Source organism: Microbulbifer sp. 2205BS26-8 (assembly GCF_030731025.1).
GTDB classification, from domain to species: Bacteria; Pseudomonadota; Gammaproteobacteria; order Pseudomonadales; family Cellvibrionaceae; genus Microbulbifer; species Microbulbifer spongiae.
In genome coordinates this window covers 1-22,551 of sequence record NZ_JAVAMR010000030.1, presented here as the reverse complement: position 1 = coordinate 22,551, position 22,551 = coordinate 1, and the positions used below count along the sequence as shown (strand labels likewise).

19 protein-coding genes and 1 pseudogene are annotated in these 22,551 nt (G+C 52.8%); 11 read left to right on the top strand and 9 right to left on the bottom strand.

Annotation, left to right across the window (positions count from 1 at the left end):
* Window positions 1-100: 100 nt before the first annotated feature.
* A complete protein-coding gene (locus tag Q5Y71_RS11235; protein WP_306042249.1) occupies window positions 101-361 on the bottom strand; it encodes a helix-turn-helix transcriptional regulator in 261 nt (86 codons plus the stop codon).
* On the opposite strand from Q5Y71_RS11235, the gene Q5Y71_RS11230 reads away from it, so the two are divergent.
* Complete coding sequence (locus Q5Y71_RS11230) at window positions 355-504, top strand: hypothetical protein (protein ID WP_306042248.1); 150 nt, start codon at window positions 355-357, stop codon at window positions 502-504. The genes Q5Y71_RS11235 and Q5Y71_RS11230 overlap by 7 nt on opposite strands.
* A gap of 287 nt (window positions 505-791) precedes the next feature.
* Here the strand turns inward: Q5Y71_RS11230 and htpG are convergent, their stop codons facing one another.
* The 3 genes from htpG to Q5Y71_RS11215 form a co-directional block, all read right to left on the bottom strand.
* Complete coding sequence (gene htpG / locus Q5Y71_RS11225; protein WP_306042247.1) at window positions 792-2,705, bottom strand: molecular chaperone HtpG; 1,914 nt, start codon at window positions 2,703-2,705, stop codon at window positions 792-794.
* 99 nt (window positions 2,706-2,804) lie between these two features.
* Complete coding sequence (locus Q5Y71_RS11220; RefSeq protein WP_306042246.1) at window positions 2,805-4,007, bottom strand: serine hydrolase; 1,203 nt, start codon at window positions 4,005-4,007, stop codon at window positions 2,805-2,807.
* Window positions 4,008-4,246: 239 nt separating this feature from the next.
* Complete coding sequence (locus tag Q5Y71_RS11215) at window positions 4,247-4,849, bottom strand: peroxiredoxin (protein WP_306042245.1); 603 nt, start codon at window positions 4,847-4,849, stop codon at window positions 4,247-4,249.
* A 341-nt stretch (window positions 4,850-5,190) separates the two neighbouring features.
* Here Q5Y71_RS11215 and Q5Y71_RS11210 point away from each other — a divergent pair, with 341 nt between their 5' ends.
* Window positions 5,191-5,403, top strand: coding sequence for a bacterioferritin-associated ferredoxin (locus Q5Y71_RS11210; RefSeq protein ID WP_306042262.1), 213 nt, complete (start codon window positions 5,191-5,193; stop codon window positions 5,401-5,403).
* A gap of 959 nt (window positions 5,404-6,362) precedes the next feature.
* Complete coding sequence (bfr, locus tag Q5Y71_RS11205; protein ID WP_301417787.1) at window positions 6,363-6,842, top strand: bacterioferritin; 480 nt, start codon at window positions 6,363-6,365, stop codon at window positions 6,840-6,842.
* Window positions 6,843-6,958: 116 nt separating this feature from the next.
* On the opposite strand, the gene grxD is transcribed toward bfr, so the two are convergent.
* Entirely contained in the window at window positions 6,959-7,291 is a 333-nt protein-coding gene (gene grxD / locus Q5Y71_RS11200) for a Grx4 family monothiol glutaredoxin (protein ID WP_306042244.1), read from the bottom strand.
* Window positions 7,292-7,599: 308 nt separating this feature from the next.
* Here grxD and Q5Y71_RS11195 point away from each other — a divergent pair, with 308 nt between their 5' ends.
* The 6 genes from Q5Y71_RS11195 (at window position 7,600) to Q5Y71_RS11170 (ending at window position 16,316) form a co-directional block, all read left to right on the top strand.
* Window positions 7,600-8,775: an aspartate aminotransferase family protein gene (locus tag Q5Y71_RS11195; RefSeq protein ID WP_306042243.1), complete on the top strand. Its 1,176-nt coding sequence runs from the start codon at window positions 7,600-7,602 to the stop codon at window positions 8,773-8,775.
* Between the two features lie 33 nt (window positions 8,776-8,808).
* On the top strand, window positions 8,809-9,723 hold the full coding sequence (gene argF / locus Q5Y71_RS11190) for an ornithine carbamoyltransferase (protein ID WP_306042242.1): 915 nt from the start codon (window positions 8,809-8,811) through the stop codon (window positions 9,721-9,723).
* A 797-nt stretch (window positions 9,724-10,520) separates the two neighbouring features.
* Window positions 10,521-13,454, top strand: coding sequence for a ribonucleoside-diphosphate reductase subunit alpha (locus Q5Y71_RS11185; RefSeq protein ID WP_306042241.1), 2,934 nt, complete (start codon window positions 10,521-10,523; stop codon window positions 13,452-13,454).
* Window positions 13,455-13,905: 451 nt separating this feature from the next.
* Entirely contained in the window at window positions 13,906-15,171 is a 1,266-nt protein-coding gene (locus tag Q5Y71_RS11180; RefSeq protein ID WP_306042240.1) for a ribonucleotide-diphosphate reductase subunit beta, read from the top strand.
* An 86-nt stretch (window positions 15,172-15,257) separates the two neighbouring features.
* On the top strand, window positions 15,258-15,647 hold the full coding sequence (locus tag Q5Y71_RS11175) for a hypothetical protein (protein ID WP_306042239.1): 390 nt from the start codon (window positions 15,258-15,260) through the stop codon (window positions 15,645-15,647).
* Window positions 15,648-15,863: 216 nt separating this feature from the next.
* Complete coding sequence (locus Q5Y71_RS11170) at window positions 15,864-16,316, top strand: GFA family protein (RefSeq protein ID WP_306042238.1); 453 nt, start codon at window positions 15,864-15,866, stop codon at window positions 16,314-16,316.
* 292 nt (window positions 16,317-16,608) lie between these two features.
* Here the strand turns inward: Q5Y71_RS11170 and Q5Y71_RS11165 are convergent, their stop codons facing one another.
* The 3 genes from Q5Y71_RS11165 to Q5Y71_RS11155 form a co-directional block, all read right to left on the bottom strand.
* Window positions 16,609-18,000, bottom strand: a complete 1,392-nt coding sequence (locus tag Q5Y71_RS11165) for a class II 3-deoxy-7-phosphoheptulonate synthase (RefSeq protein ID WP_306042237.1) — start codon at window positions 17,998-18,000, stop codon at window positions 16,609-16,611.
* 68 nt (window positions 18,001-18,068) lie between these two features.
* Window positions 18,069-19,259: an amino acid aminotransferase gene (locus tag Q5Y71_RS11160; RefSeq protein ID WP_306042236.1), complete on the bottom strand. Its 1,191-nt coding sequence runs from the start codon at window positions 19,257-19,259 to the stop codon at window positions 18,069-18,071.
* A 25-nt stretch (window positions 19,260-19,284) separates the two neighbouring features.
* Window positions 19,285-19,776, bottom strand: a complete 492-nt coding sequence (locus tag Q5Y71_RS11155) for a MarR family winged helix-turn-helix transcriptional regulator (RefSeq protein WP_306042235.1) — start codon at window positions 19,774-19,776, stop codon at window positions 19,285-19,287.
* 256 nt (window positions 19,777-20,032) lie between these two features.
* On the opposite strand from Q5Y71_RS11155, the gene Q5Y71_RS11150 reads away from it, so the two are divergent.
* Both Q5Y71_RS11150 and maiA read left to right on the top strand, forming a co-directional pair.
* A complete protein-coding gene (locus Q5Y71_RS11150; RefSeq protein ID WP_306042234.1) occupies window positions 20,033-21,163 on the top strand; it encodes a homogentisate 1,2-dioxygenase in 1,131 nt (376 codons plus the stop codon).
* 102 nt (window positions 21,164-21,265) lie between these two features.
* Window positions 21,266-21,895 carry a maleylacetoacetate isomerase gene (gene maiA / locus Q5Y71_RS11145; RefSeq protein WP_306042233.1) on the top strand — a complete coding sequence of 210 codons (630 nt, stop codon included), beginning with the start codon at window positions 21,266-21,268 and terminating at the stop codon, window positions 21,893-21,895.
* 307 nt (window positions 21,896-22,202) lie between these two features.
* On the opposite strand, the pseudogene Q5Y71_RS17575 reads toward maiA, so the two are convergent.
* Window positions 22,203-22,292 (bottom strand): annotated as a pseudogene (locus Q5Y71_RS17575) (transposase); the annotation flags it as partial.
* Between the last annotated feature and the right edge of the window lie 259 nt (window positions 22,293-22,551).

The following is a 22,551-nucleotide window of genomic DNA, read 5'->3' as shown; positions in this document are numbered from 1 at the left end:
CAGCCGTGAATAACGCATGGCCGGGAGGCATTATTGAAAAATACTCTGTATGACTTCAGATCGGTAATCGAACATGGTGCCAACCCTGGAAAATAGAACTTCACCGCTGATCCGAACAGCGCTCATCTTGCAAGAAGTCTATAACTGCCTGAAGGTGCCCATAATCTGGCTGGCAATACAGCGTTCGCCCTTCGCGATTTTGTGACAGTAAATTTGCCGAAACAAGGCTTGAACGGTGGTGGGACAAGGTTGAGTTGGGAATGCTCAATTCTTGCTGAAGAGCACCCACCGCCAAGCTCCGATGCCCCGACTTGACCAGGCGTTTAAAAATCGCCAGGCGGGTTGGGTGCAGTGATGGCATTAATCATCGGCAGCGCAGGGGCAAGTTTGACCGAAGTCAAACTATTGAAATCCATTTTCAGGAATCAGATGATTGCCACCTTCCTGGTAGTCATCCTGGGCATGGCCACTGGTGCAGGATTTCTCTACCACTTTCTTTTCTAATATTACTGGCACTATTGCCAGCGGTTTCTCGCACAGGCAAAGGGGTGCGAACACTTCAGCCGGACAGGTAATCCCCAGCATTTATGAGCACCGCAGATCAAAGGTTTGCACTGCGAACCCTGTACCAATACAGGGTATATAAGCCATGAACATACCCGGTTGGAACAACCGGGTAAATTGCCTGGTTAAGCGGGGGCTGGGGAGGATAAAAAACGCGGCAGTACCCCAGTGGGGTTTGCCGCGCGCCTCCTCCAGCTGACACTTTGGGTCGATACCGGGCAATGGCTTTAACCGTGCATTTCCAGCAATAGCGTATTCAGGCGCCGCACATAATCCGCCGGATCTGCCAGCTGATTACCCGCCGCCAGGTTGGCCTGATCCATCAGTATATTGGTGAGATCCGCAAAGCGGTCTTCATCCTGCTCCTGGTCCAGACGCTGCACCAGTGGGTGAGACGGGTTCAGCTCGAAAACAGGCTTTGTCTCTGGCAGCGCCTGTCCGGCCTGCTCCAGAATGCGGCGCATTTGCGGCCCCATATCCTGTTCAGTAACCACCAGGCACGCCGGGGAATCCACCAGGCGGGTTGTGGCGCGCACAGACTCAACGCGGCCATCCAGAACCGCTTGTACCCGCTCAACCAGGGCACCGGACTCCTGCTCGACTTTCTCGCGCTCGGCCTTATCCTCCTCGCTTTCAGCTTCCCCCAGATCCAGGGCGCCCTTGGCCACATCCTGAAACTGCTTCCCGTCGAACTCATTCATGTGACCCACAAACCACTCATCCACCTGATCGGTAAGCAGCAGTACCTCAATGCCTTTCTTGCGGAACACTTCCAGATACGGACTGGATTTGGCAGTGGCGAAGTTATCCGCGCACACATAGTAAATGGCCTTTTGGCCTTCTCTCATACGGCCAATGTACGCTTCCAGTGACTGGTCCTGCTTCTCTGTATCGGTATGGGTGGTGGCAAAACGCAGCAACTTGGCAATTTTTTCCTTGTTGGAGAAGTCCTCGGCCGGGCCTTCTTTCAACACATTACCAAACAGGTCCCAGAATTTCTGGTACTGATCTGCATCCTTTTTCGCCAGCTTGTCCAGCATATCCAGGACGCGCTTGGTAAGGGCGCTCTTGATCGCATCGGTGTTGCGGTCCTTCTGCAGAATTTCGCGGGACACATTCAGAGGCAGATCATTGGAATCCAGCACCCCCTTCACAAAGCGCAGGTACAATGGCAGAAACTGCTCGGCGTCATCCATGATAAAGGTGCGCTGAACGTAAAGTTTCAGACCGCGAGCGGCATCGCGTTGATAGAGGTCAAAGGGTGCACGCGCAGGAATATACATCAGGCTGGTGTAATCCAGCTTGCCTTCTACCCGGTTGTGACTCCAGGTCATGGGATCGTCGAAATCGTGGGAGATATGCTTGTAGAATTCCTTGTATTCCTCGGACTTCAATTCGGACCTGGGACGGGTCCACAGTGCCTGGGCGGCATTGACCGCTTCAAACTCAGGGGCTTTCTCTTCCTGCTCTTCACCTTCTGCCGCCGGTGCCTGCTCTTTCAGCATTTCCACAGGAATCGCAATATGATCGGAGTACTTCTTGATAATAGAGCGCAGGCGCCAACCGTCGGCAAACTCCTTAGCGTCCTCTTTCAAGTGTAATACCACGCGGGTACCCCGCTGGGGCAACTCGACAGTTTCCACCGAGTATTCCGCCTCGCCATGGCATTCCCAATGCACTCCCTGATCTGCACTGTGGCCTGCACGACGGGTAAAGACATCCAGCTTGTCGGCAACAATAAATGCAGAATAGAAACCCACACCAAACTGTCCAATCAGGTGTGCATCCTTTTTCTGATCGCCGGTCAGCTGCTGCATAAATGCAGAGGTACCGGATCGAGCGATGGTGCCAAGGTTTTCAATCACTTCATCGCGACTCATACCAATGCCGTTATCGGTAATTGTCAGGGTACCTTTTTCCTTATCAAACTCAACCCGGATACGCAGGTCGGTATCTTCAGCTAGCAACCCGGGCTTGGACAGCGCCTCAAAGCGCAGCTTGTCTGCAGCATCGGAAGCGTTGGAAACCAACTCGCGCAGGAAAATCTCCTTGTTGGAGTACAGCGAGTGGATCATCAGGTGCAGTAGTTGCTTGGCTTCCGTCTGGAATCCATGGCTCTCTTTTTGGGCCTCAACGGTCATTTATCAGATCTCCCCAGTCACGTCTATCAGAACAGGTAACAGATATTGGGACCCACTGGCGGGTTTCAAGGGGAGGAAACCAAAGTGATACTCGGAAAATTACCGGCCTCTACCGGCCTTGGCAGTGGCCAAGCTGCCTTTACCGGTGATGTCGATCACAAAATTTGCGGTTAAGTCAGAGATCACGCGGGATTCCGCGTTCATTAGAATTGCAATACCAACCTTCTGCTTCTCGGAGTAAGCCACCGCTGCACGAAAGCCCGCCACCCAGCCACCATGGTAGATGATGCGGTCATCTCCAATCGTGTAGAGGCGCCAACCCAAACCATAGCCGGCATGGGACAGGTAATCCCGCCAGATACGGTGACGCATATGGCGCTGAGTGGCCACGCGTTCGGTAGTCATATCTTCAATCACTTCAGGAGACAGCACTTTCGGGTAGTAACCCATCTGTGCCTTCAACCACTGGGCCATATCGGAAATGCTGGCATTGACACCGGCGGCAGGGGCAGCAAAATAATACTCTTTTTCCACTTTCACCGGTCGCCAGCCCTTGCCGGTCTGCACATGGGGCGCGGCGCGGTTGCCGGAGGCCATAAAGCTCTCCCAGCCCACAGAGGCATTTCGCATATTCAGGGGAATAAAAATACGCTGCTTGAGTTGCCTGGCAAAAGAGACTCCCGTAGCTTCATAGATAACATCCTCTATCAGGCTGAACAACACATTCTGGTAGCCATAACATTTTCCGGGTGTGCAGCGGGGGTCGATATTGGCAAACTTTGGCAGTATCTTGCTGAGCGGCTTGTTGCTCTCAAGGTAGTCGTCATAGGCATTCGGAGTCAGACCCGAGGAGTGGCTCAACAGGTGCTCCACCTGCAGCTGGCGCGATAAAGCCGGGGTTTTGAAAGTCAGGTCGGGAATATAGTTGACCACCTTGTCGCTCCAATTGAAGCGCTTTTCATGCTCCAGCATGGTGGCCATGCTTGCAGCGAATGTTTTCGATACAGAAGCCAGGCGAAATACCGTGTCCCGGTCCACCTTGCCGGCCTTGCCCCTGGTCCGCACGCCGTAGGTACCCATAGCAACCACCCGGTTACCATCAACAATAACGTAGGCGCCACCGGGGATGGACTTGCCCACCATCAACTGGTGAAAGTAACGGTCAAATGCCTTGGCCCTGGCATCAACATCAACTGCACGCGCAGGCAGCACGAGTGCGCCCACAAACACCATTAGTGAAAGGATCCACGCTTTCCCGATGCGCAGTTGATAGACGATATTTGGTAGAATTGCAGGTCTCATACGTAAATCGAGCCGCCAAAGCAATCCAATACTTGCTGATAAGACTAGCAGTCAGTAGCTAAAAACTCTATTTAGGCGCCACATAAGACTGACCGCAAGATTCTAGTCACAAACGGCCACCTCCCACAGGAACACCTGCTCCGCAACTCCAGGCTGCTTTATTGGCGCATATAAAAACAAAAAACCGCCTTTCGGCGGTTTTTTAAACTTGGAGGTTTTCATCCGGCTGATAGCCGGGTTTATAATTCCTCAGCGTGCTCACTCAGGTAAGCTGCGACACCCTGTGGAGAAGCATTCATACCCTTGTCGCCCTCCTGCCAGCCTGCCGGGCAAACTTCTCCATGTTCCTGGTGAAATGCAAGGGCATCAACCATGCGCAGCATTTCGTCCACATTGCGCCCCAGCGGCAGATCATTGACAACCTGGTGACGAACCACACCTTCCTCATCTATCAGGAAGGAGCCGCGGAAGGCAACACCTGCATCGGCCTCCACATCGTAGGCTTGGCAGATTTCGTGCTTAACATCAGCAACCAGCGTGTATCTCACCGCACCAATGCCACCCTCGCTCACCGGGGTGTTGCGCCACGTATTGTGTGAAAACTGGGAATCGATGGAAACGCCGATAACCTCTACGCCGCGCTTTTCGAATTCGGCAAAGCGGTGGTCAAACGCAATCAGCTCAGAAGGGCATACAAAGGTAAAGTCTAATGGATAGAAAAAAACTACTGCCTTTTTCCCTTCAATAGTTTCTTTTAGGTTGAAAGAGTCGACGATCTCGCCGTTACCCAATACCGCCGCCGCAGTGAAGTCCGGGGCCGGCTTGCCTACCAAAACTGCCATAAATAACCTCCTCAATCCAATGATGGTTTGTTGATGATGTATGAAATGCTCAATTTATACGCAACAGCTATAGATCAATAAAGATGTGATAGTGGGGGGCTATGATACACACCCTCTGATTCCAAACCCATAAATTTTTTAAATGAGGTTGATAGCAAAACTGCGTCACCTGATCCGAGCCCAGAATGGGCAAAATGGGCAATTAGTCACCATTCGGCCGAAGAAAAAGGCAGCCTGGGCTTAAACAAGGAGGGCTGTGGACTATATCGAAATATTATTGACACTCATTCTCAACTACAATAAAGTTTGCACAATTGGTATTGAGCGAAGCTAACGAAGCTATGTATGTGTGTATCTGCAAAGGCATAACCGACCGCCAAATCAAAGAAGCTGTCTATGGTGGCTCCACCTCTGTCAAGGCATTGAGGCATCACCTCGGCGTATCCTCACAGTGCGGCCGGTGTGCGGAGCTGGCCAAGGAAATCATTGAAGAAACCATGAGCGTAGGCATGATCACTTCTGCCAACACAGGCCTGCTTTATTCCGCCAGTTGATCCCGATTTTCCCCATCTGCTCTTCAACCACCATCCATCGCAGCTTTACACGCCGGGCAAAAGCTGCCACACCAAGCACTAATTGACTGACTTAAAAAGCACTTCGCCCAAGGTTTTCCAGGCAATTGGCACCCTTCCTTCACCAGTTCCCAAACACTCTATTCCAGCCTGGGACCGCAAGCCAGCATCATTTACCTCCTCAAGCACCCTGCAAAAACATCCACAGAACTACCACCCCGGGTAACCGATGATGCCCACTGCCATATTCCCTCGGCGTTTTTGCGCCAGGCTCCAATAACCATTAAACGTTTTAAACACAAAAGCTACTGATCAATCAAGCAATCCCCATTGCAGATTACTGTGTGGGGGGAAGCATATCTTCTTGCAAGCACTTATGAGCGCGCGCTGTAAGCTGGCTATGGCCTTACAAGGAGATTTTCCCAGCATGTTTCAGATGAGACGGTTTTTCCATTTCTCAGCATCTGAAGAATAAAAATCGTTCTCAATCATACTCTCGATTTAATCCGATAATTATCGAGCACAATCTTTGCTTCATCCCTATTCTGTAAGCCGAAAACGAAATCATTTTCGTTGGAGCTTTTGGCCGGATTTGTGTTAAAACCCCTGCCTTTTATGCTTTCTGCAGCAAATAACTTTTTCTTGACTTGCCGTATTTCGCAACGCACACTCGGCCCGAATTACCGTTGTCGCCCTACAATAAGTTATGAAAATCGGTCAGCCACAAAATTTAACCACCAGCAATCCTCAATGGCTATGATTAACCCAATATCAGTTGACTTGGCGGGTTATTCAAGAACAGGAAATCGCGGTCACTGGCTGGCGCGAATACTGGGGATAGCGGCAGCCGCATAGAGTGATGCCGGCATTTCAAGAGCGGCTGTCAATCAGGCATTCACCGCCACCCGAATTGGGCTGGCAAGGCCACAGGAGCAAAAGTGATGAAAGGCGATCCCAAAGTGATCGAATATTTAAACACTGTACTGGGCAATGAACTGGTAGCAATCAACCAGTATTTTCTGCACGCCCGCATGTACGACAACTGGGGATTAAAGGCGCTGGGCAAGCAGGAATACCACGAATCCATCGATGAAATGAAACATGCCGACTGGCTAATCGAGCGGATTCTTTTCCTGGAGGGCATTCCAAATCTACAGCATCTGGGCAAATTGCTGATTGGTGAAAATACCGAGGAAATGCTCAAATGTGACCTGAAGATAGAATCTAAAGCGATTCCCGATCTGCGCGAAGCCATTGCCTACTGCGAATCTGTACGGGACTATGTCAGTCGCGAGCTTTTGGAAAAAATCCTGGAGTCCGAAGAGGAGCACGTGGATTGGTTGGAAACGCAACTGGAACTGATTGACAAGGTGGGTATCCAGAATTACCTGCAGTCCCAAATGGAAAAAGCATCCGATTGATGCTTTGCAGCACCACTGCACTACCCGCTACCAGCAATACCGCGGCCAAAGCCGCGGTGAGTTTATCGTTTTACCGGTCAGTATCTGCCCGCGAATTCCTTTCCAGCAATAGGACTTTACTGATCATCTTCACCCCCGGCAGCCGCCTTATCAATCAGGTTTTTCAGTTCGCCATTCTCGTACATTTCCATAATGATATCGCAGCCACCAATCAACTCCCCTTTTATCCACAGCTGTGGGAAAGTTGGCCAGTTGGCATACTTCGGCAATTCAGTGCGAATGTCCGGATTGGACAAAACGTCCACATAGGCAAAGCGCTTGCCGCAGGCCATCATCGCCTGGGAGGCCCGCATGGAAAAACCGCATTGGGGGGCATTGGGGCTACCTTTCATGTAGAGCAGAATGGCGTTGTCAGCAATCTGCTGTTGGATGTTCTCCAATGTGTCCATAAGTATGAAAAACCTCATGTGATGGAAGCAAAAGAATCATTCAGTGCTTACCGCACCGGCACCCAGCCATAGCGCACTGGCTGAGCATTGTACCCCAGTGCAGGCTAAAAGAAGTACCTGCCCCTGTACATATCAAGCCCCAGCCGGCGAATTCCTTAAAGAATAAAAAGCCCAATGAAGAGCATACGCGAAACGTAGCTTGTGCTAGCATGGCGGGCACCGAACATTTCGCGGGATAGCCAGCTTAAGACCGAACTTTCTGCGGAAACCCCAGCATACTTTCCACAACCAGTTAAGGAGGCGCCACTGTGGCTACCCCCACGCTGATGGACACTTATGGTGAGAGAACCCTGACTCTGACCCGGGGAGAGGGTAACTATGTGTGGGACCACCAGGGCCGAAGATATCTGGATGCCATTTCCGGCATTGCAGTGTGCGGTCTCGGTCACTGCCATCCCAAGGTCACCGAGGCTCTCCAGGATCAATCCAACATCCTCCTGCACGTCTCCAACCTGTACAACATTCCCGCACAGCAACAGCTGGCCGACCGACTGGCATTCGTGTCCGGTATGGACAATGTGTTCTTTTCCAACTCCGGGGCCGAGGCCAATGAAGCCGCGATCAAACTGGCCCGCAAGCTCGGCAGTGAAAGGGGTCTGGCAACACCACAAATTGTGGTGATGGACGGTGCCTTCCACGGTCGCACCCTCGCCACCCTGACGGCGACAGGGAATGAAAAAGTGCAGCGGGGCTTTGCCCCCCTGCCCGAAGGTTTTCTGCGAGTACCGTTTAACGATGTCGCGGCTATCGAACAGCTCGCAGCAGAGCACCACAGCATCGTCGCCATACTTGTCGAACCGGTACAGGGCGAAGGTGGTATCCGCGTACCCGATGCGGACTACTTGCCGAAGCTTCGCGCTCTTTGCGACCGGCAAAACTGGCTGCTGATACTGGACGAAATACAAACTGGTAATGGTCGCAGCGGCAAGATGTTTACCTACCAGCATACAGGGATAGTGCCGGACGTACTCACCACCGCCAAAGGACTGGGCAACGGTGTCCCCATCGGCGCTTGCCTGGCTCGGGGCAAAGCGGCCCGGCTGTTTACCACCGGTAGCCACGGCTCCACCTTTGGCGGCAACCCCCTCGCCTGCCGCGCCGGCCTCGCTGTTCTGGAGACACTGGAGAGAGAGTGGCTGATCGAGCGCGCGGAGAAACTGGGTGAACACTTATTGCAAGCACTGCGGCTGCGGCTCACTGAATGCCCTGTGGTTGTGGAAATTCGTGGTCTGGGCCTGATGATCGGCATAGAGATAAACCGTCCCTGTGGCGAACTGGTGGAAAAGGCCCGAGCACAGGGGTTGCTGATTAATGTCACTGCCGGCAATGTGCTCCGCCTTCTGCCGCCACTCACACTGACTGATAGCGAGTGCCATCAATTGATCGATGCCATCAGTACCCTGATTCAACAATTTGCACGGTAAATCGCCCAAGAGGCCAATGCAGGAGAGCAACACATGGCGATCAGACACTTTCTCACTTTGATGGATTTATCCGCAGAGGAACTCAAACACATCATTGAACGCGCCATCGAACTGAAAAATCTGCGCCGCCAGGGCATCGCGACCGACCTTTTCCGCGGCAAGGTACTGGGAATGATTTTCGAAAAATCCTCCACCCGTACCCGTGTTTCCTTCGAGGCCGGCATGGCGCAAATGGGCGGGAGCGCCCTCTTTCTGTCCCCACGCGACACGCAGTTGGGGCGTGGTGAACCCGTTGAGGACAGCGCACGGGTGATCTCACGCATGGTGGATATGGTTATGATCCGCACCTTCGACCATCAAACCCTGGAGCGCTTCGCCACCTACTCGCGGGTTCCGGTGATCAATGCCCTGTCCGACAGCTACCATCCCTGCCAGTTGCTCGCCGATATCCAGACCTATATGGAGTACCGCGGCAGCCCTGAGGGCAAGGTGGTAGCTTGGGTCGGCGATGGCAACAATATGTGCCACTCCTATATCAATGCTGCACGTCTGTGCGGCTTCGAACTGCGCATTGCCTGCCCACAGGGTTACGAGCCGGATGACAATCTGGTCGCGGCAGGGAGGGAGCAGGTAAAAGTTGTGCACAAGCCCGTGGATGCTGTGCGCGGCGCCGACTGGGTTGCCACCGATGTCTGGGCCTCCATGGGACAGGAGAGAGAGCAACAGGTGCGCACCAGGACGTTTGAACACTTCCTGGTGGATCACCAGTTAATGCGCCACGCCAACAGCAATGCCCTGTTTATGCATTGTCTACCAGCCCACCGCGGTGAAGAAGTCAGTGCCGACCTCCTGGAAGACGAAAACATCTCGGTAGTCTGGGATGAAGCGGAAAACCGCCTGCATGCACAAAAAGCATTGATGGAATTTTTACAGGAGCACAGTGCTTAACAGGCGGTTCCGGCGCACACGCGGTAGACCTCACCATTACCTGCCGATAGTGCCTGCGCCAATGCTCAGTGACCCTCTTTCTACCGACTCTCCCGCTTAGCAAGGTTTCTTAGGCAGGGAAAGAGGCCTGGGGCAAAAAACAGCTATCCATGCACTTTTTGGGCAGTAAAAAATTTCTCAAATTGAAGGATAAGGAATAATTTTACGTCAATCTTTGGAATAATTGAGTAATGAATTGCTTAGATGGTAAGTATTTTCTAATAATTATTGCTTTTGTTAATTTAGACAGTCTCGTCTATTTAAAAAAATTGTAAGGGTCTGTACCGGCTTTTTTCCCCAGGGTCCAATCTCATTGCAGCTCAATAGTGGCGGGGCCTGGCAAAGGAGTGACCACTGACTTATTGTGTCTACCCACAATATATCCACAAACAACCACAAGGTTATTCGCCTTGAATTGGTGCTCCCACCGCATTATCTTGTAGCCCAATCAGGGATAACCCCCTATATATTGGGGTAATGATTCAGAAGCACTCCCAAGTGGCAGGACGGGTTCCGGCGGTCCGCCTAACTTTTGGCAATGGGCGTCAGAGGTTTTTGATTCAAAGCGGGATCGCAGGCATTTGAACCAGAGGCATTTTCAGCCAAAGATACCAGCCAATATACCCTTGCTGGGAGCGGCACGTTGGATCGCCTGTTCCAGAGCGAGAGGGGCTCACTGGTAAAGCAATGAACCCGCTATTTACAAGCTGCCCCGCACACAGGCGAACGGGCAACAGTACAGATTTTCGGAGATTTACATGCACACAGAGACAGGGCACCCTCAAACCGTGCCCGGGGAGAAATCGGGTACCAGCAGCGGCCAAACCAGTGGCGGCACCACCCTGATTGCCACCGCACCGGGCCAGATCCGCGTCATCAAGCGCAACAGCACCGTTGTACCTTATGATGATGGCAAAATTTCTGTCGCACTCACCAAGGCCTTTCTGGCTGTTGAAGGCGGCACTGCCGCTGCTTCCAGCCGTGTCCACGAACTGGTCGACGAACTGGTAAAGCAGATCAGCGCCACCTTCAATCGCCGCATGCCCTCTGGTGGAACCATCCACATCGAAGAGATCCAGGACCAGGTGGAACTCGCCCTGATGCGCGCCGGGGAACACAAAGTTGCACGGGACTATGTACTCTACCGTGAAGAACGCGCCCGTCTGCGTGCCGAAAGGGACAAGCCAGGGCAGCAGGTGGGACAAGCCGACACCCATCCGAGTATTCGTGTAAAGCTCAGCGATAACCGCCTGGTGCCGCTGGATATGGAGCGCCTGCGCACAGTTGTGCGCGAAGCCTGTGAGGGTCTCAAGCACGTCAATAGTGAGACAATCCTGAGTGAAGCCCTGAAAAACCTGTACGAAGGTGTTTCCGAAAACGACATCAACACCGCATTGGTCATTACCGCACGCACCCTGGTTGAGCAGGAGCCCAACTACACCTATGCCACTGCCAGCCTGCTGCTGGATAAGCTGCGTGCCGAAGCCCTGCGCTTTCTGGGCATTGCAGGGCGTGCCACACAACACGAGATGGAAAGGCTTTACTCTTCCACACTGCCCACCTACATACAAAAAGGGATTGAGCTGGAGCTGCTCGACCCGGCCCTGGCCACCTTCGACCTGGAAACCCTCGGCCAGGCGCTGAAAGGCGAACGCGATCACCAGTTCACCTATCTTGGCCTGCAAACTCTATATGACCGCTACTTTTTGCACAGTGACGATATTCGCTTCGAGCTGCCGCAGATCTTTTTTATGCGTGTCGCCATGGGCCTGAGCATTCACGAAGAAAACCGGGACGAGCGCGCAGTTGAGTTCTACAATCTGTTGAGCTCCTTCGACTACATGAGCTCAACCCCGACCCTGTTTAATGCCGGCACTCTGCGCCCGCAGCTGTCTTCCTGCTACCTGACGACGGTGCCGGATGACCTGCACGGCATTTACGGCGCTATCCGTGATAATGCCATGTTGTCCAAATGGGCTGGCGGTCTCGGCAATGACTGGACTCCGGTGCGCTCCCTGGGTTCCTATATCAAAGGCACCAACGGCAAGTCCCAGGGTGTGGTGCCCTTCCTGAAAGTGGCCAACGACACCGCAGTAGCGGTAAACCAGGGCGGCAAGCGCAAAGGCGCTGTGTGTGCCTACCTGGAAACCTGGCACTTGGATATCGAGGAATTCCTCGAGCTGCGCAAGAACACCGGTGACGACCGCCGCCGCACCCACGATATGAACACCGCCAACTGGGTGCCCGATCTGTTTATGAAGCGTGTGTTCGAAGACAGTGAATGGACTCTGTTCTCCCCGGCGGACTGCCCGGACCTGCACGACTTGTTCGGTAGCGCGTTTGAAGAGCGCTACGCACACTATGAGAACATGGTCGCAACAGGCGCTCTCACACTGTACAAGAAGATCCGTGCGCTGGACCTGTGGCGCAAGATGCTGGGGATGCTATTCGAAACCGGCCACCCTTGGATCACCTTCAAAGACAGCTGTAACCTGCGCAGCCCACAGCAGCACGCCGGTGTGGTGCACAGCTCCAATCTATGCACCGAGATTACCCTCAACACCAAAGCCAGTGACGAGGTTGCCGTCTGTAACCTGGGCTCGGTCAACCTGGCCCGGCACATCGCTGAAAACGGTGAACTCGACCGCGCCAAGCTGGCAAGTACTGTGAAGATCGCAGTGCGCATGCTGGACAATGTGATCGATATTAATTACTACGCCGTTGAAAGCGCGCGCCAGTCCAACGTGCGCCACCGCCCCATTGGACTGGGAATGATGGGCTTTCAGGACGCACTGTACAAAGCCGGGATTGCCTATGCCAGTGACGAAGCGGTTGCCTTTGCCGATTGCACCATGGAAGCCATCAGCTTTGAAGCGGTCTCCGCCTCCAGCGATCTGGCTGTTGAGCGCGGCAAGTACCCAACCTATGAAGGCTCGCTGTGGAGCAAGGGTATCCTGCCACTGGATTCTATCCAGATCTTGAGCGAGCAGCGTGGGTCGCAGTTTATCAAGCAGGACACCCGCTCCACTCTGGATTGGCATGGCTTGCGCGAAAAAGTAAAAGCCCAGGGTATGCGCAACTCCAACGTGATGGCCATCGCTCCAACGGCGACGATTGCCAATATCACCGGAGTTTCCCAGTCAATCGAACCGACTTACCAGAACCTGTATGTGAAATCGAACTTGTCCGGCGAGTTCACCGTGGTAAACCCCTACTTGGTGCACGACTTGAAAGATCGCGGCCTTTGGGATCAGGTGATGGTCAATGACCTGAAATACTACGAGGGCTCTGTACAAAAAATTGACCGCGTACCGGATGACCTGAAAGCGATATACCGCACCGCATTTGAAGTGGAGCCACGCTGGATCGTGGACGCCGCCAGCCGTCGCCAGAAATGGATCGACCAGGCCCAGTCCCTGAATCTGTATATCGCCGGTGCCGATGGCAAGAAGCTGGACCTGACCTACCGCATGGCCTGGCTCCGCGGCCTGAAAACCACTTATTACCTGCGCGCTCTGGCCGCAACCACCACGGAAAAATCTACCGTGAACAGCGGCGCTCTCAATGCCGTCAGCGCGAGCGGGGATAACGCTGTGGTCGCAGCGGCCGCTCTCGCACAGCAGGCGCCCGTAGCAGCAACAGTGCCCCAGGCCTGCTCTCTGGATGATCCAGACTGTGAAGCCTGTCAGTAAATTCGGCCCCTTGGGGCCAGTACCCACTCTCGGGGGAGAGCGTCGTAACCGCAGGTGCGGGCATGACCATGCGCAGCGACCCCGGCCCACCCGGCAAAAAAACATGCCGGTATACGTTAACGGGCCGGGGATCGTTTGCGATCTGCTCACCACGGACACTCCCCAAAGCAACTGGGATAAAAACTGCCGTACCCGGGTCGCACACAAGCACAAGCTTTCACTAAAACGGCACATGCCGACGGGAATAGGCAGGTTAAAAGCCAGGTGCGCTTGATCTGACACAGAGTTTTTTGTGCCCGGACAGGTTAAAAATACCGGCAACACATAGATAACTGCCGGTAAAAAACTGGTGTGCCACCCCTGACTATCCTTACCCTGTGAGTATCAAGTCAGGAAAACCAAGGACAATTTATCGAATGTTCGATAGCAAAACTGATCAAAAGGGCCAACTATGCTGAGCTGGGACGACTTCGACACAAAGCCCCAACAATCCGACAAAGCAACCGAACCGCGACCGGCGCCGGAGGCCCGGACGAAATCCACCCACGAGCCCAGCACTTCTCGCCCGGTGGAAGCCACAACGCCGCCAGCCAGTTCGGCGTCGCCTGCGGTCCAAGGCGGCGCCACTGCCGTTGAAGCCGCGCGCGCAGCAGTTGCCACCATAGATCCGGCCCCCGGCCTGGAGGAGCTGGAAATGGGCGCAGCCCGTATTCAGGTGGATGAGAAGCGCATTATCAACTGCCGCGCTGACCTCAACCAGTTGGTGCCCTTCAAATACGACTGGGCCTGGCAAAAATACCTGGACGGTTGCGCCAACCACTGGATGCCACAGGAAATCAACATGAATAAAGATGTGTCCATGTGGAAAGACCCCAACGGTCTGACCGGGGACGAGCGTCGCATCGTGATGTATTCCCTTGGCTACTTCTCTACTGCAGACTCCCTGGTGGCAAATAATTTGGTGTTGGCCATCTATCGCCATATCACCAACCCGGAGTGTCGTCAGTACCTGCTGCGCCAATCCTTTGAGGAAGCCATACACACTCATGCCTACCAATACTGCGTGGAATCTTTGGGGATGGATGAAGGCGAAGTGTTCAATATGTATCGCGAGGTGCCCAGCGTCGCCAAGAAGGCTGCCTGGAGCCTGTCCCACACCCAGGCCATCGGCGATCCAAACTTTAAAACCGGCACTGTGGAGACCGACCAGGAGCTGCTGCGCAACCTGATCGCTTTCTATGCAGTTACAGAAGGTATTTTCTTTTATTGTGGCTTCAGCCAGATTCTGTCCATGGGCCGCCGCAACAAAATGACCGGCGTTGCTGAACAATTTCAGTATATCCTGCGCGATGAGTCCATGCATCTGAACTTCGGTATCGACGTGATTAACCAGATCAAGCTGGAAAATCCACACTTGTGGACTGCGACATTCCAACAGGAAGTGACCCAGATGATCCTTGAGGGCATGGAGCTGGAAGTGGCCTATGCCCGTGACACCATGCCCCGCGGCGTACTCGGTATGAACGCAAACATGATGGAGGAATACCTGCACTTTATCGCCAATCGCCGCCTCAGCCAGTTGGGCTTGAAAGAGCAATTCCCCGGCGCCCAGAACCCCTTCCCCTGGATGTCTGAAATTATGGACCTGCGCAAGGAGAAAAACTTTTTCGAGACACGGGTTATCGAATACCAGACCGGCGGTGCACTAGTGTGGTAAATCCCAGCAGTGAACTATTCCTGCTTCCCCCAAAGAGGGGCTCCATTCGGAAACCAAAGTGATTACCATTAACAGAAGTGCTATCTGTGAATGCCTATATCAATATAAAAGGGGCTACCTCAGATTCAACTGAAGAAATTCCGCAGAAAATCAAACAGAGAGAAAGAAATTACTACAAGAAACCGTCACTCACAGGAAGAAACGTATTGAAACGGGCGCAAGCCCGTTTTTTCTCTACCACAACCGAATGGCAATACAAGGGGGTAGTATTCGCTTCAGAACCACACGCCCTAAAGATGGGCGTGAAAACACCTATCGCCCCACCCCGGATCCCCTCTCCTCCTCTGCCGATGTCCAATCGCGATACCGCATTTATACAATGGCCATTAGCCCAGTGTGCTACCTTCCCATGGGGATTTGATGGTCAGTATTGGTGGGTGATGCCCACTTGGGTCAGTAAATATCATTTGCGATAGGCTTATTAGGAATAGGAAGGATGCTAATTAGCCACATACTCGTGCGAAGCATCCGATAAAGAAGACCTGAGTAAACAATTTCTCGTGATACTTCGCGACAATTGGCATTTCTTTCGCCTCACATTGTAGGAGATTTATGCCGCTAGGGAATATTATTGCTAATCTATTGCGATTAAAACAAGATCCTGAATAATAGCCTAGGAGAAGGAGGAAGGTATGAATGGAAAATGCCTCTGCGGTGCTGTCGAGTTTCAGCTGGATGAGCCACTACCCTGTCTTTATCAGTGTCACTGCTCACTTTGTCGCAAGTTGACTGGCTCCTCGTCAGATACGGCCATGTTTATTTCCCGCGATCAGTTTCGCTGGGTGCGCGGTCTAGACAAAATTTCCTCATACAGGACCAACACAGGCTATCGCTCAGACTTTTGCAACTGCTGTGGCTGCACAGTACCCCATCTGATGGGTAAAACCAGCTACTTTTGGGTTCCAGCCGGTCTTATTGATGGCGAACTGCATAGTCAGGTAGTAGCACACCTGCATGTAGAGTCCAAAGCCCCCTGGGATATCATTGGCGAAAGAGGTGTACGCTTTGCAGAAATGCCAAGCATGGAGGTGTTAAGCCGGCTTCTGCATGAAAGCAATGAGAAAATTGAAAGCAACTTGGTTTAGGCATAGGGGCTTGGGGAGAGAGCCAAATCATTGCCGATCCCTGCAGGGTGAAGTGCCACTCAACGGGCAGGAAACTGGATTTAGGCCATGGTATTTCCACAGTAGACCGATCACTGCAGCCCCTGCTCTTTGGATTGGCCTTTCACTTCGCAAACTAATCAATTTTGAATAGTCACGCAATAAAAAAAGCCCTTTCAAACCATTTTATAATGGCCAGAAAACACCTGGAAATGGATACGCCGGCAGGGAGTGCCGGCGTTGGTTTAGGGGATAAGTATTCCCCCCGCAGCCATCAGGCAGTATGTCCAGCACGCAGCCATTCGGCCACACAAAAAGCCAACTCTAAAACCTGATCGGCGTTCAGTCGTGGATCACATTGGGTACGGTAGCAGCTAGCGAGATCAGCCTCGGATATTTTCCAGGCGCCTCCGGTACATTCAGTGACGTGTTCACCGGTCATTTCCAGATGAATACCGCCTGGATGGCTACCTTCGGCCCAGTGGATCGAGAAAAAATCCCGTATTTCACGCAGGATTTTCCCAAAATCCCGTGTCTTGTAGCCATTGCCAGCCTTGACGGTATTGCCATGCATAGGGTCTGTGCTCCACACAACGCTTCGTCCCTCTTTTTGTACCGCCTGTAGAAGTGCAGGCAACTTGTCACCCAGGGCATCTGCGCCCATACGAGTAATCAGGGTGAGTCGACCAGCTTCATTTTCCGGGTTGAGCCTGTCAATCAGGCGCAACAGTTCATCAGGCTGCATAGCGGGACCCACCTTCACCCCGATGGGGTTGCAGACACCGGAAAGGAATTCAACGTGGGCACCATCAAGCTGACGGGTACGCTCTCCTATCCACAGCATATGTGCAGAGCAGTCGTACCATTTGTCGGTGAGGCTGTCGATGCGGGTCAGGGCCTGTTCATATTCGAGTAGCAGCGCTTCGTGAGAGGTGTAAAGTACTGTCTCACGAATAGCAGGGGTATTTTCCGAAGTTACCCCGCACACCGCCATAAATTCCAATGCTTCCTGCAGGCGCTCCGCCAGCTGCGTATATTTGTTCCTTTGGGGGTTGTTTTTGAGATAGCTCAGATTCCATCCGTGCACCTGATGCAAGTCTGCGAGACCACCCTGGGCAAAGGCACGCAACAAGTTCAACGTAGCTGCCGACTGGTTGTAGGCTGTGATCATACGCTGTGGGTTTGGCTCGCGCGCCTCCGCAGTAAAATTGATGCCGTTGATAATATCACCGCGATAACTAGGCAACTCAATACCATTAATAGTCTCGGTATCTGCGGAGCGGGGCTTGGCATATTGCCCGGCCATTCTGGCAATTTTTACCACCGGCAGGTTCCCGGCGAAAGTCAGTACCACTGCCATCTGCAGCAACACCTTAAATGTGTCTCGAATCCGGTTGGCATTGAAATCTGCAAAAGACTCAGCACAATCCCCTCCTTGCAGCAGAAAGGCTCTGGCCTCCGCCACATGGGCAAGCTGCCGACGCAACTCACGGGCCTCGGCGGCAAATACCAACGGCGGTTGGCCGGATAATTGCCCCGTCACTCTGGCCACTTCCTCTGCAGAAGCGTACTTTGGTTGTTGGTGTGCAGTAAACTTTCGCCAGCTCTGCGGGGTCCAGGCTTGGGTTGAGGATTCAGACACTGGAACTCCTAGCTCAACTTCCATCTTTCACTCTAACTTCAAGGGTAAATCGAAAAGGGATAAGCAGGGTATCCATTCCAGATGTACCGAATTTACAACACACTGGCAACTGCCTTGCAGAAGTACTCCATATTGCGGGAACCCAGGCCGGCAATACTGATACGACTGGAGTCCACCATATAGATAGAGAAGGTCTTTTGCAGCTGTTGGACCTGCTCGGGACTAATACCAAGGAACGAAAACATCCCCTTCTGTTGGCAGATAAAATTGAAATCTCCCCGAGCACCGGCAGCGGTGAGTCCTTCCACGAGACCGGCGCGCAAACCATTGATGCGTTCACGCATTTCCGTCAATTCAGCCTCCCAGTTGGCCTTCAGGCCCGCATCTGTGAGAATAGATTCTACAATCGCGGCGCCATGGGATGGTGGCATGGAATAGTTGCCACGAATAGTGCTCAGCATCTGACTATGGCCCTTGTCTGCATTCTCACCATTGGCATAGATCACCATGGCCAGTCCGACACGCTCCCGGTAGAGGCCAAAGTTTTTGGAGCAGGATGCCGCTACCAACATCTCGGGTACGGATTCCGCCATGAGACGCAGACCGTAGGCATCGTCCTCCAAGCTGTTGCCGAAGCCCTGGTAAGCTATATCAACAAAGGGAGTAAAGCCCTGTTTTGAGGCCATTTGCGCCAGTACTTTCCACTGCTCACGAGACAGATCCGCGCCACAGGGATTGTGACAACAGGCATGGAGCAACACTACATCACCCTCACCCACAGTCTTGAGAGCTTCCACCATTTGGCCGAAGAGAAGACGGTTGCTGGCACGATCATAGTAAGGATAGCTCCTGATATTCAGGCCGGCATTGCCTAGCAGCGGTACATGGTTTGCCCAAGTCGGATCACTTACCCAGGCGGTAGTACCCGCTTCAGCACGATTGATCAGCTCCGCCAGTACACGCAGGGCACCACAGCCACCGGGGGTTTGTGCAGAGCGTACCCTGCCCCCAACTAGGGCCGGGTGCCCAGCACCTAAAACCAGCTCCTGCATGGTGCTGTTAAATCCCGGCGTGCCGGCAGGACCAATATAAGCTTTGGTTTCCTCACTCTGCAATAAACGGGTTTCCGCTTCCTTGACGGCCTGCAAAACCGCAGTGTGCCCAGCTTCATCCTTGTAAACCCCTACCCCAAGATCGATTTTGCAGGGGTTTTCATCCGCGCGATAACTGGCCAGTAAGCCCAGGATAGGATCTGGCGGAAGACTGCCTAAATGTTCAAACACCTGAAAACTCCTTCAACTATTTCACTCACTCGTCGGTCAGTCCGTGCTCAGACCACGCCTTGGCACGGACCATCAGTTTTTCAATAAGACTATCCAGTTGTTTTCGCTCTTCATCGGAGAGCGAAGCCACCAGATCATTTTCATACTGCCGGGCTAAAGGTACTATGCGCTCATAAACGCTGCGACCCAACGCTGACAGGTTCAATACCTGGCGCCGACGGTCGAAAGGATCTTCACTGCGCGAGATGTAATCGTGCTTTAACAGGGAGGAGACAGCACGGCTGATCGCCACCTTGTCCATGGCGGTCTGTTCGACAAGCTCTGCGGCAGACAGGTCGGGAAAACGCCCAAGGATTGCCATTACACGCCATGCGGGAATAGTGAGATGGAAGCGCGCACCATAAGCCTGAGAAATGGCGTTGCTCACACGGTTTGAGAGTACCGACAGTCGGTAAGGCAAAAACCGTTCCAAGCGTAAACCACTGGGTTGCACCGGCGTATCCTGGTCATTGCTCATGGCTGCTCTTACACCTGTCTGTTTATAAATCCGGTTTGTACCAGACGTTCAATTTAACTAACATTGGTTTCAATTGTAACCGACAAATACGCAAATACCCTTCGAGGAAATCTCGGCATTGTGGGAAAATTGATAGCTCATTATAGGGCTTTATGCGCCATTTTTGCTAACCATTTGCAGGCAAAATGCGAGAAAGATGCGCGATGCCCGTGTAAGCCGGACAATCCCCCCCCATCCAGCAAAAGCGAGGCCATCCATGCGAAAATGGATAAGCTTTCCCCGCATTGAGGGGAACACCAGCCGCCAGGCTCATGCAGACCTCCCGCCAGATACTTTTGAGCGGGAAATGGGAAAAGAGGGGTTTTTTGGTCCCAGCACTCACTTTTATCACAGACACCCACCCACCGGCTGGAGCGCGTTTGAAGGGCCTTTACGCCCGCACGCTTTCGACAGTACGAAAATGATCCACAAAGGAAAAAGCCCCTGGGACCAAAAACCAATCCTGCGCAATGACAACAGTCTGGTCGCGCTGTGGACCTGCCACAAGCCTATGGACCACTTGGTGCGCAATGCAGATGGGGACCTGCTGCTTTTTATACACAGTGGCAGAGGCAGTCTTTTTTGTGACTTTGGGCATCTGCCCATCCGCGATGGCGACTATATAATCCTGCCGCGTGGTACCATGTGGCGGTTGTCCCCATGGGAGGAGGACTCTCTGGCACTACTGATGGTGGAGGCCAGTGGCGGTCACTTTCAGTTACCGGAAAAAGGAATATTGGGCGCCAATGCTATTTTCGACCAAGCAACATTGGATGTGCCCAGCATTGACCAGGCATTTCTTGCCCAGCAGGGAGAAGTCGAGTCTCGGGTGGTTGTGAAAGCCCGCCAGCAACTTTCCACCATTACTTTTCCTTTTAACCCCTTAGACGCCACTGGCTGGACCGGTGACAATTTGGTGGCGCGAATCAATTGGCGGGCTATCCGCCCCGTGATGAGCCATCGTTACCACCTGCCTCCTTCTGCCCACACTACGTTTGTAGGGCCCGGATTTGTGGTTGCTACTTTTACACCGCGCCCACTGGAGAGCGACCCCGGTGTACTCAAGGTCCCCTTTTTTCATAACAATGATGATTACGATGAGCTGATTTTTTATCATCGCGGCAACTTTTTTAGCCGCGATAATATCCACCCGGGTATGTTAACGCTGCATCCTGCCGGGTTTACCCACGGCCCCCACCCAAAGGCCTTTGAAGCCGGCAGGAAACGGGTCAGAAGGGAAACCGACGAGGTGGCCGTAATGATCGACAGCCGAACGCCATGGGACATATTGCCAGATGCCCACGCCGTGGAGCTGCCGGAATATGTCAACTCCTGGAAGGCACGGTAATCGTACTGCCCGCAGACTGCCACAGCATCACGCTCAAGAAAATAAATGAAGGTACCGGTAATATCCTTGCCGGAGTAGCCATAGCCAGAAACAGGAAAGACAATGGATCTTTACGGATACTTTCGCTCCTCCGCGAGCTATCGGGTACGCATCGGCCTCAACCTGAAAGGCCTCGCTTACAAGTACCATCCGGTGAACCTTCTCAAAGGAGAACAGCTAGGCAAACACTATCGCGAACTCAATCCTCAGGGACTGGTTCCCACACTGGAAGATGGCGACATACACCTGACCCAGTCAATCGCTATACTGGAATGGCTGGATGAAGCTTACCCTGAATCACCGCTACTGCCTGAGAATCCCGATGACCGCGCCCATATCCGGGCCCTGTCTTACAGTATTACATGTGATATTCAACCTATTCAAAACCTGCGCGTACTCCAATTCCTGCAAGCAGAATACGGTATTAGCGACGAACAAAAGGTCCAGTGGCTGCTACACTGGGTTGACCTTGGCTTCTCAGCACTGGAACAACAATTGCAGCCGACACCGTTCGCTGCGGGGAACAGACCGGGGTTATTTGAATGCTGCTTGCTGCCGCAAATTTACAATGCCGAGCGCTTTGGAATGGATATGGACAACTACCCCAAGATTCAGCAGATCGCCAATGTCTGTGCCGAGCTACCCGCTTTTACCAAAGCCCGTCCAGAGCATCAACCGGACAGCACCTTATAACTTAGCCCCAGCACATTGCCTGGGCAACATTGCGCAGGCAATGCTGAAATATCCTCACTTATATAACCCGTTAGCTTGGGAAGAATAATTTTTCGATGCAAAGTTAGTAAATATCCACCGGCAAAGCCGGTGGCTTTAATCGTGAACCGCTCAAAGCGGTCTGTACGGAACTAACGTTCCTTGAGCCCCCAAAGAGGGCTGCCTATATCTTCATACCAAGTTCAGTTGCTCTACTCGCCGATCTTCCTTCTCCTGATGACGAATATACTCCCTGATCACATTCTCATCACGACCAACGGTGGACGCAAAACAGCAGCTTTCTACGATACTTTGGGATAAAAACTATGTGGTACTTACACTCCCATTTCGTGTGACTTAAACTGTCCACTTGTCTCATGGTGACTCCTTTGTGTGTTGCTTGGCGGCTCACACATTGGAGTTACTATGGGACTTCCGGATCTGTCTAACTATGCGTGCCTCCCCGGCAAAGCCGGGGGGTCTCCCTTTTGGACTAGATGCCTCCAAACAACTGTTCAGCGGAGTCGAAACGCTCAGTTATCTGCGATCTTAGTGGGGCAAGTAACAGCTGTATTTCTCGCAATCATCGATAATGTCGATTTTAATACCCAATTGTATATGCCCGGCAGAAAATGGTA